General features: G+C 33.0%; 11 protein-coding genes. 2 read left to right on the top strand and 9 right to left on the bottom strand.

Going from position 1 to position 8624, the window contains the following annotated elements:
- Positions 1 to 106: 106 nt before the first annotated feature.
- From TA89_RS00370 to TA89_RS00335, 8 genes are all read right to left on the bottom strand, one after another.
- Positions 107 to 277 (bottom strand): DUF362 domain-containing protein, encoded by a 171-nt coding sequence (locus TA89_RS00370; protein ID WP_040209930.1) that lies wholly within the window; start codon positions 275 to 277, stop codon positions 107 to 109.
- 100 nt (positions 278 to 377) lie between these two features.
- Positions 378 to 581 carry a heavy-metal-associated domain-containing protein gene (locus tag TA89_RS00365; protein WP_040209929.1) on the bottom strand — a complete coding sequence of 68 codons (204 nt, stop codon included), beginning with the start codon at positions 579 to 581 and terminating at the stop codon, positions 378 to 380.
- Positions 582 to 598: 17 nt separating this feature from the next.
- Positions 599 to 1501, bottom strand: a complete 903-nt coding sequence (locus TA89_RS00360; RefSeq protein ID WP_040209926.1) for a PSP1 domain-containing protein — start codon at positions 1499 to 1501, stop codon at positions 599 to 601.
- A 1-nt stretch (position 1502) separates the two neighbouring features.
- Entirely contained in the window at positions 1503 to 2435 is a 933-nt protein-coding gene (locus TA89_RS00355) for a DNA polymerase III subunit delta' (protein ID WP_052447244.1), read from the bottom strand.
- Between the two features lie 31 nt (positions 2436 to 2466).
- On the bottom strand, positions 2467 to 2796 hold the full coding sequence (locus TA89_RS00350; RefSeq protein WP_040209923.1) for a cyclic-di-AMP receptor: 330 nt from the start codon (positions 2794 to 2796) through the stop codon (positions 2467 to 2469).
- A gap of 122 nt (positions 2797 to 2918) precedes the next feature.
- Positions 2919 to 3563 (bottom strand): dTMP kinase, encoded by a 645-nt coding sequence (gene tmk, locus TA89_RS00345; protein ID WP_040209921.1) that lies wholly within the window; start codon positions 3561 to 3563, stop codon positions 2919 to 2921.
- A gap of 59 nt (positions 3564 to 3622) precedes the next feature.
- Complete coding sequence (locus TA89_RS00340) at positions 3623 to 5020, bottom strand: aminotransferase class I/II-fold pyridoxal phosphate-dependent enzyme (RefSeq protein ID WP_147590040.1); 1398 nt, start codon at positions 5018 to 5020, stop codon at positions 3623 to 3625.
- A 104-nt stretch (positions 5021 to 5124) separates the two neighbouring features.
- Complete coding sequence (locus TA89_RS00335; RefSeq protein ID WP_040209919.1) at positions 5125 to 5334, bottom strand: sigma factor G inhibitor Gin; 210 nt, start codon at positions 5332 to 5334, stop codon at positions 5125 to 5127.
- 229 nt (positions 5335 to 5563) lie between these two features.
- Between TA89_RS00335 and TA89_RS00330 the strand changes: the two genes are divergently transcribed.
- A complete protein-coding gene (locus TA89_RS00330; RefSeq protein ID WP_040209916.1) occupies positions 5564 to 6727 on the top strand; it encodes a zinc-binding metallopeptidase family protein in 1164 nt (387 codons plus the stop codon).
- Positions 6728 to 6813: 86 nt separating this feature from the next.
- On the opposite strand, the gene TA89_RS00325 is transcribed toward TA89_RS00330, so the two are convergent.
- On the bottom strand, positions 6814 to 7302 hold the full coding sequence (locus TA89_RS00325) for a hypothetical protein (protein ID WP_040209915.1): 489 nt from the start codon (positions 7300 to 7302) through the stop codon (positions 6814 to 6816).
- Between the two features lie 352 nt (positions 7303 to 7654).
- On the opposite strand from TA89_RS00325, the gene TA89_RS00320 reads away from it, so the two are divergent.
- A complete protein-coding gene (locus tag TA89_RS00320) occupies positions 7655 to 8599 on the top strand; it encodes a magnesium transporter CorA family protein (RefSeq protein WP_040209914.1) in 945 nt (314 codons plus the stop codon).
- The last annotated feature ends 25 nt before the right edge of the window (positions 8600 to 8624 follow it).

The following is an 8624-nucleotide window of genomic DNA, read 5'->3' as shown; positions in this document are numbered from 1 at the left end:
AGTATTCCTGGCTTTTACTATATACGGCTGTCTTAAAACATATTATTTCACTGCATATGTTTTAAGATGCCTCTATTAGTTTCACCTCTCTGGCGAAGCTTATCGATTAGTCCTGAACAGGAGCTCCAACTGGGCAAACGTTAGCACAGTTTCCGCAATCGATGCAAGTATTTGGATCTATTTCATATTGAGTATCCCCTTCAGTTATAGCGTTAACAGGGCACTCTGGAGCGCAAGCTCCACAGCTTATGCAAGCATCTGTAATTTTGAATGACATACAAAACACCTCCTAGATATATGGATGTCCCAAGACACAAATACATTTTAACACGTTTTTATACATTTTGAAAGATATTTTATACATCTAATTGTTAAATTTATAGCACTGTATATCCAAGCTCCTCCACAGACCCTATAAACTCATCTTCAGATACGAAGTAATTATCGTAAACTATGCTTATTTCCCCTTTTTCCTTATTAATTTCGCATGCAACTACACCTTCATGCTCAGCAATAGCCTCTTTTATCTTTATAACATCTTCATAGGTTTTAATATTTCTGACCTTTAATAAAGATTTCATACTCTTCCTCCCCCAGGCTAATCCTTAAACAACTCATCAATTATTACTTTATCTTCACTATTAACTTCGATCTTTATGTCTTCTTCACAAATATTATCTTCATAATCTCCTGATAATAATTTAATATCACTTATATTAACAACTATTACGGAATCTTCATCCTGAGAGTTCTTTATCTTTACTTTAACTGTTTCTTTAACGGTATTGTTGGCTATTACTTCACCTTCTCCTTCAGGAGTCCTTACTACAGAGCCCACCTTAGGCAGCCTCTTCCTGATATCTTCATATGTGCTTTGCTCATAATTTAAACAGCACATCAATCTGCCACATATTCCTGAAATCTTTGTTGGATTCAAAGACAAGTTCTGTTCCTTTGCCATTTTAATTGAAACTGAAGCAAAATCTCCTAAAAAACTGGAGCAACACAATGGTCTTCCGCAAGGCCCCAATCCGCCGATCATTTTCGCCTCATCTCTTACACCTATCTGTCTAAGTTCAATCCTAGTTTTAAATATAGTGGCAAGATCTTTAACTAACTCTCTAAAATCAACTCTTCCTTCTGCGGTAAAATAAAATATAACCTTGTTATTGTCAAAGGTATATTCTACATCTATAAGCTTCATGGTAAGACCATGTTCAGAAATCTTATTCAAACATATTTCAAAGGCTTCTTTTTCTTTCCTCTGATTTTCTTGATGCTTTTCTGTGTCTTCCTCACCAGCAACTCTAAGAACATTTTTAAGAGGCGATACTATTTCCTTTTCAGTTATCTCTTTAGGTCCAATAACACACTCTCCAAATTCTATACCTCTTGCTGTCTCTACAATCACGTAGTCTCCCTGATGTACATTTAAATCAGCTGGTGCAAAATAATATATTTTGCCAGCCTTTTTGAATCTAACTCCTACAACTGTTATCATACTAAACCTCCAACATATTAAGCAGCATTATATCATAAGCCATTGCTGAACTGACATTACTGAAGAGTGCCTCTCTAGATTTATTTATTATTTCTATAAGTTCATAGAGCTTGGAATAAGAAAACATACTGGAAAGTTTTCTAATATCATTAAACTTATCTCTATTAATGATTATTTTACTATTCTCAAGATCCTTATATATCATAATATCTCTTATAAAGGATAATAAACTATTCAAGATATCTTCTTCTTTATTCTTAAATTTTATAAGTTCCTGCTCGTATTGTATAACAAGCTCTTCTCTCTTTGTAAGTATATCTTCAAGGATTTTCAATGTAGTATTCCTTATACTGTTAAACTCATCATCCTTTAAGAGCTTTTCTGCTCTTCCTGGTATGCCGTCGCTGAATGCTACAGCAGTATTAAGTGTTTCTTCATCAAGTTCCGGATATTTAATACGGAGAAAATCTTTTATCTGCTTGTTTGAAAGCCTTAAAAGCTTATGTATCTGGCATCTGGATTTTATAGTATCTAATAAAAGTTCCGTACTTTCTGTAGTTATGATTATATGTATACCTTTTGGAGGTTCTTCTATGGTCTTTAAAAATGCATTCTGCGCCTGTATTGTAAGTTTTTCTCCATGATAGATAATAATGACTTTTTTATCCCCTTCAAAAGGCTTTTTATTTACTTCTTCAATTATATCTCTAACTTCGTCTACTCCAAATGACTTTTTATTAGTTTTATACTCTATTATGTCTACATGATTCTTCCCAGCAGGAAGACCTAATATCTGCCATGCAATCTCCTTAGCCAAATAGCTTTTTCCAATGCCATCCTGACCAGTAATTAAATGGGCATGGGGGAGGGAGCCGGATTCTATTGCAGTCTTAACCCAGCTTCTAACTAAGTTATGACCTATAAATTTATCCAATACACTCCCCCCCATTTCTTAAAATCATAGTTTAGAACCTTATAAATTGATCTACATTAACTACGAATATCGTAGCCCCTCCCACTTCTACCTCTACAGGATATGGAATATATACTCCCGTGGAACCTGCCATAGGTGATGGGGATGTCACAACCTGCTCTCTTACTTTGCATGTATCTTCTATTATCTTTAACACATCATCAGTCTTTTCTTCTTCAACACCTATCATTAGTGTAGTATTTCCTGATTTTAAAAATCCGCCGGTGGTAGCCAGCTTAGTTACTCTAAAGCCACTTTCAGTTAGTACATCTAGTAAATCTGCAGCATCATCGTCCTGCACTATAGCAATAACCAATTTCATAATATACACCTCCCTAATAGTATATAGAGATTAAATCTAAACTAGATTTATTTATTATATTTTATCATAGTTTTATACGCACTAGTTATTAATTTACTTAAAATTTAATAGAATAACATAAATTATAATGATAAGCCTCTGCTATTTAGAAATTCCTTTAAAATCTGCAGAACTTCATTAAATACTTCTTCTCTATCCTTGGAAGCATCAACTTCTCTTATCCTGTCTCCATATCTGGTTAACAAAGTCTTATAGCCCGCTCTTACCTTTTTGTGAAACTCTAACTTTTCTAAATCCAATCTATTTATTTCACGATTCTTATTTTTTGCGATTCTTGCAAGTCCTACCTCAGGCTCAACATCCAGATATATAGTTAAATCAGGCATATTGTCTTCAATAGCAAATTTATTTATTGACATAACCTCATCTACACCTAAGCCTCTGGCATAACCTTGGTAAGCTAAAGATGAGTCTATAAATCTATCACAGATCACTATCCTTCCATTATTCAAAGCAGGAATGACCTTTTCCACTAAATGCTGCCTTCTGGATGCCGCATAAAGTAAAGCTTCCGTTCTTGGATCCATGGATATATTTTTAGTATTTAAAATTATATCACGTATGCTTTCAGAAATCGTTATTCCACCAGGCTCCCTTGTAAAAAGGTAGCTCCTCTGACTTCTCATCATATAATTTTTTAAATCTTCTATTATAGAAGTTTTACCTGCTCCGTCAGGTCCTTCAATAGTGATAAAAATTCCTTTCATATCCTACCTCCTAAGCCCTATAATTATAGCATTTTTATATTTTAATTTCAAAAATAATATTATGATATAACTCTAATCTTTCTACTTGCTACTCCTAATACGGTTACTTCATTATCTATATAAAAATTTAATTTGTCTATTATTTCCTTATCAATAACCTCTCCCATCATTATAAGAGGTATTCCTGGAGGATAGGGAACTATGTTATCTCCTGATATTTTGTTTAAAGCTTTTTCAATACTGCACCATTCCAGGCTGCTGTTTAAGGCTTCGTATGGAGGTATAGCAAGTTTAGGTATAGTATGTCCCGGAACCTTAATATTTTTTCCGGTTATATCTTTCCTGGTGCATTGCTTTAAAGCTATATAAAGGTTTTGAAAGTCCTTTTCATCATTAAAAGGAGAGGTAATTAAAACCACATTTCTATCATCCGCCATTTCACACTGAATTCCCTTATTAAAAAGATATTCTAGCAGTTTATAACCGCTTGTACCAACATCTGTTAGGTGAAGTATTAATCTGGAATTATCAAAACTGAATTCACTGTTAAATAAGTCCTTTTCATCTATACATTTAACAATACCCAGCTCATTTATAAGCTTTTTATATTTTTCTATAAGATTAAGAAGCATGTCATAAACTCTTTCACCTTTTTCCATAATAAATCCTCTTGCGTAATCCAAAGATGCCATAATAGGGTAAGAAGGACTGGTAGTTAAAAACATATATAAGTATCTCTCAGCCTCCTGTATAAGATCTCTATCATTTATATGAAGATATGCTCCCTGAGTTAAGCTGGGAAGGGTTTTATGCGCGCTCATAACCACCATATCCGCTCCAAGCTTCACAGGATTTTCTGGCAGTCTGCCGCTGGCTCCAAAATGAGCAGCATGAGCACCGTCTATAAGAACCTTTACCCTTCTTTTTCTGCACTCTTCAATAATTCCTTTTAAATTACAACACACTCCATAGTAATTGGGATAAGTTAAAATCACAGCTTTAATATCCTTGTGTTCATCTAGTATCTTTACTATTGTATTTAATTCACAGCCTAAAGACATGTTATTTTCTTCTGAATAGAAACTTTCTGCATATACAGGTCTCAGCTTCCTTAGGATAATTCCATTGAATATGGATTTATGGCACTGCCTTTCCACAAGAACCTTATCACCTTCCCTTAGAGCAGAAAAAATCATGGTTAGATTACCGCTGGAGCTTCCATTTACTAAAAAATAAGATTTCCAGCTTTTATAGTAAAGGCTTAATAGTTCCTGTGCCTCTTTTATTATTCCCTGAGGGTTATGTAAATTGTCCAATCCCTCTATCTCAGTAATATCACCTTTTATTAATATTTCTTTTAATTCTTCGTTGAAGCCTCTTCCCAGCTTTCCGCCAGGCATAGAAAAAGGGGCTTTCTCATTTTCTATATAGTTTTTTAAGGCTTGTACTATTGGCATCTTACTCAAAGCAATCCTCCCCATTACAATGCAGATTATTTCTAACAGATATAAATGAGAAAAGCAGCGGATGCTGCTTTAAGCTCATTGTAAATAAAGTAATATCAGTTGTAAACTTCACAATTAGCATTACTAAACTTTACAGTAAATTGGCATATGTCTTTTTTTAAACATTCTTTATAATATTCGTAAAAATCATTACCAGCTTCAGAGCTAATCATCTTTTTTTCGCAGCTTCGGCATATTCTTTTACCGTTTATTATTATACCATCATTTCCGGATTTTCTGCATATAATACAGCTCTTTTTAACCATTTAATTATTCATTAATAGGATATTAACCCTTTAATGAATTACACCCCCTCTAAATCTGATTACTTTGATTATTGCCCCATATACTATATTCTATTCACTTTCATCTTTAATTAAAGTTTGTCCACAATATATTTTATAAACTTATATATTTTTATTATTAAGCATTAAATAAATATATTTCTAGTATAGGGTTAAACTAAGAATGATTTATTCTAAGGAGGTTTTTTATATGAAGCAGGAGTTAATAAATAGTATAAACTTATGCAGCGATGAAGTTTTTAAACTATCAGATTTTTTATTTCATCATCCTGAAATCAGTTATAAAGAATATGATGCCTGCAGAAACATAGTTTCATTCCTAAAGGAGAAAGGATTTAAAGTACAGGAAAACTTTTTAAATATCTCTACAGCATTTCAAGCTGAATATGGAAAAGGATATCCTAAAATCTGTCTTATCTGCGAATATGATGGAGTGGAAGGTTATGGTCATATAACCGGCCATAACCTTCTTTGCGGTATATCCCTTATGTCTGCAGTAGCAATTAAAAGTATAGTTCATAAGTTTCAGGGCAGTCTTACAGTTTTAGGATGTCCAGGAGAATATTTAGGCGGTGCTAAAGTCACCATGAGTAAGCAGGGTGTCTTTGATGATACTGATGCAGTGCTCCTTGCCCATCCCGATACAGAAACTGCAGAAAGCGGAACCTCCTACTCTATTTTACCTTTAGCGGTTAATTATTTCGGATCTTCCGGATTAGCTTTTTTAAGCAGCGGAAATTACAACGCTTTAGATGCAGTGCTTTTAACCTTTAACATATTAAACAGCATAATTAAAGGACTTCCTGAGGATATCACCATCCAGGGCATACTATCAAAAGGAGGAATCACCCCTCTTATAATACCTAAAGAATCAGGAGGTAAGTTTTATATAAGAGCTAAAAACAGCAGCGGAGCTTCTCATGCAGAAACCATGCTCAAAAGTATAGTTTCTTTTGTAGAAAACCTTTTAAAAATAAAATCTGAGGTTTCATTATATGAACCCCCTTACCAAGAGCTTTTAACCAATATAACCCTTTCCAGATTATTCAGTCATAATCTTAAAGAATGCGGAATAATTGATATAAATCCTCCCAGAGATATTTACGCTGGATTAAGTCTGGGCACTGTAAGCCATAAAGCTCCCTGTATACACCCTTATATTGGTATTACGGAGGATAATTCCATAAAGTACGGAACCATAGATTTTGGTAGAGCTACTCTGTCTTCCTTTGCCAAAGATAAAGCTGTAAAGGCAGCTTCAGCTTTAGCCTTAACTGCCCTTGATCTTATAGAAAGTGAGAATTTACTTTCAGAAGTGAAAACGGAGTACTTTGATATGAGTAGGGAGCTTTAATATTTAAAGCCTACTCTTTCTAATAATCATTCCCAGAAAAATAAACTGCTGCATCATGGTATATACCTCTTGATGCAGCAGTTCTGTTATTGCATATAACCTTTAATCTTGTCTACTAGTTTTTCACTAGGCTGAAAATAAAACTTTTTATATCCTTCATCAGTTTTGTAAACACAGCATAAAGCATTGAATATCCTTAATGTACAGCTGTAACTTTTTGTTTCCTTTAAAGCATATTTACCCATACAGCCGGAAGGCTTGCCTACATATTTTATATCATTTAAGTTTATACATTTAACTGCTTGATGATCATTTTGAGTCAATCTATGGATAATAAGCTGATCACCGATTATAGAATATTTATAACTAACTCTGCATCTAAAAATTTGAAAAACTATAAATGCAGTAGTAATAATTCCTAACGCAGGGTTGGTTATAATACCTAAACTAAAATTTTTAATTTTTATCGTTTCAAGCATATTAGACAGAGCAATCATAAGACTTAATACTATAAAAATATTAATTACAACCGGTGCCTTCTTTTTTGCATTTATTTCTTTGTACATTATCCCCATTACCTAACCCCCGATAATATTAAAAAATTATCTAACATAGTGATTATACTAGGGTTTATATATTAAATCTATACCCACAGAAGGTTAATACACCTTATATGAGATTATATTCCTCTTACACAGTTTATAGGGTTGTTTTACTCTTATAAGGCTATAGTTATCTCCACTTATCGTGCTTTTGCTATGCCCTTCATACTTTTATTCTTTAAAAGCACTTTTTATTTCTTTAACCAGAATATCCTGCCTTAAAATTCCTCATAAATTATAATTTTATTATTAATTATTATTATATCTATTTATGAAGCCCTCTTTGATATATAATATATTAATGAATAAATCTGGAGGTGAATATATGATTCATATTTATAAAAGCAAATCAGAATCCGATTCTTCACTGCAATCCTTGGAAACAATTGAGCCCGGCTGCTGGATTAATATAGTTGCTCCTTCTGAGGAAGAATTAGTTTTAATATCTAAAAAAACCGGAGTTCCACTAGACTTTTTAAAGGCTCCTCTGGATGATGAAGAAACCTCTCGAATAGAAATTGAGGACAACAGTATTTTAATAATATTAGACATTCCTTTTACGGAGATGGAGGATAATTCTTTAACCTATGATACTTATCCTATAGGTATTATTCATACTGAAAAAGAAATAATTACAGTATGCCTTAAAAACAGCAAGATATTTCAAGATTTTGTAGATGGAAAGATTAAGTCTTTTTATACCTTTAAACGTTCAAGATTTACTCTTCAAATTTTAAATCGAATTTCTACTTACTATTTATTATATTTAAGGCAAATTGATAAAAAGAGTTTAATGATTGAAAAACGTCTGCATAAATCCATGAAAAACAGAGAGCTTATACAGCTTCTCTCTTTAGAAAAATCCCTGGTTTATTTTTCTACATCCTTAAAATCCAATGAAGTTACCTTGGAAAAAATGCTTAAGATTGAGATTATGCAGAAGTATGAAGAGGATAAGGATGTTTTGGAGGATGTTATCATTGAGCATAAACAGGCTATAGAGATGACAGACATATACAGTAACATATTATCCGGCACCATGGATGCCTTTGCTTCTGTAATATCTAATAACTTAAATATTGTAATGAAGCTTCTGGCTTCTGTTACCATAGTAATGTCCATACCTAACATGATTTCCGGCCTTTTTGGAATGAATATGGACTATATGCCTTTTGTCCACAGCCCCTACGGTTTTCAATTAGTAATAGGAATTATTATAGGGCTTTCTCTTGCAGCTGTTGGTATACTTTACAAAAAAGATATGTTTTAAAAAGTTATATTCTTATCTTTAGAAC

It is taken from the genome of Clostridium polynesiense (genome assembly GCF_000820705.1).
Classification (GTDB): Bacteria; Bacillota; Clostridia; order Clostridiales; family Clostridiaceae; genus Clostridium_AA; species Clostridium_AA polynesiense.
Note: the sequence above shows the minus strand (reverse complement) of the source record. Positions and strands in the feature narration are given on the sequence as shown.

Excerpts from the sequence above, each read along its gene's own strand:
- TA89_RS00340 (WP_147590040.1), bottom strand. The coding sequence starts at position 5,020 with ATGCCAATAGTACAAGCCTTAAAAAACTATATAGAAAATGAGAAAGCC.
- TA89_RS00360 (WP_040209926.1), bottom strand. The coding sequence starts at position 1,501 with ATGATAACAGTTGTAGGAGTTAGATTCAAAAAGGCTGGCAAAATATAT.
- TA89_RS00320 (WP_040209914.1), top strand. The coding sequence starts at position 7,655 with ATGATTCATATTTATAAAAGCAAATCAGAATCCGATTCTTCACTGCAA.
- TA89_RS00350 (WP_040209923.1), bottom strand. The coding sequence starts at position 2,796 with ATGAAATTGGTTATTGCTATAGTGCAGGACGATGATGCTGCAGATTTA.
- TA89_RS00370 (WP_040209930.1), bottom strand. The coding sequence starts at position 277 with ATGTCATTCAAAATTACAGATGCTTGCATAAGCTGTGGAGCTTGCGCT.
- TA89_RS00330 (WP_040209916.1), top strand. The coding sequence starts at position 5,564 with ATGAAGCAGGAGTTAATAAATAGTATAAACTTATGCAGCGATGAAGTT.
- TA89_RS00335 (WP_040209919.1), bottom strand. The coding sequence starts at position 5,334 with ATGGTTAAAAAGAGCTGTATTATATGCAGAAAATCCGGAAATGATGGT.
- tmk (WP_040209921.1), bottom strand. The coding sequence starts at position 3,563 with ATGAAAGGAATTTTTATCACTATTGAAGGACCTGACGGAGCAGGTAAA.
- TA89_RS00365 (WP_040209929.1), bottom strand. The coding sequence starts at position 581 with ATGAAATCTTTATTAAAGGTCAGAAATATTAAAACCTATGAAGATGTT.
- TA89_RS00325 (WP_040209915.1), bottom strand. The coding sequence starts at position 7,302 with ATGGGGATAATGTACAAAGAAATAAATGCAAAAAAGAAGGCACCGGTT.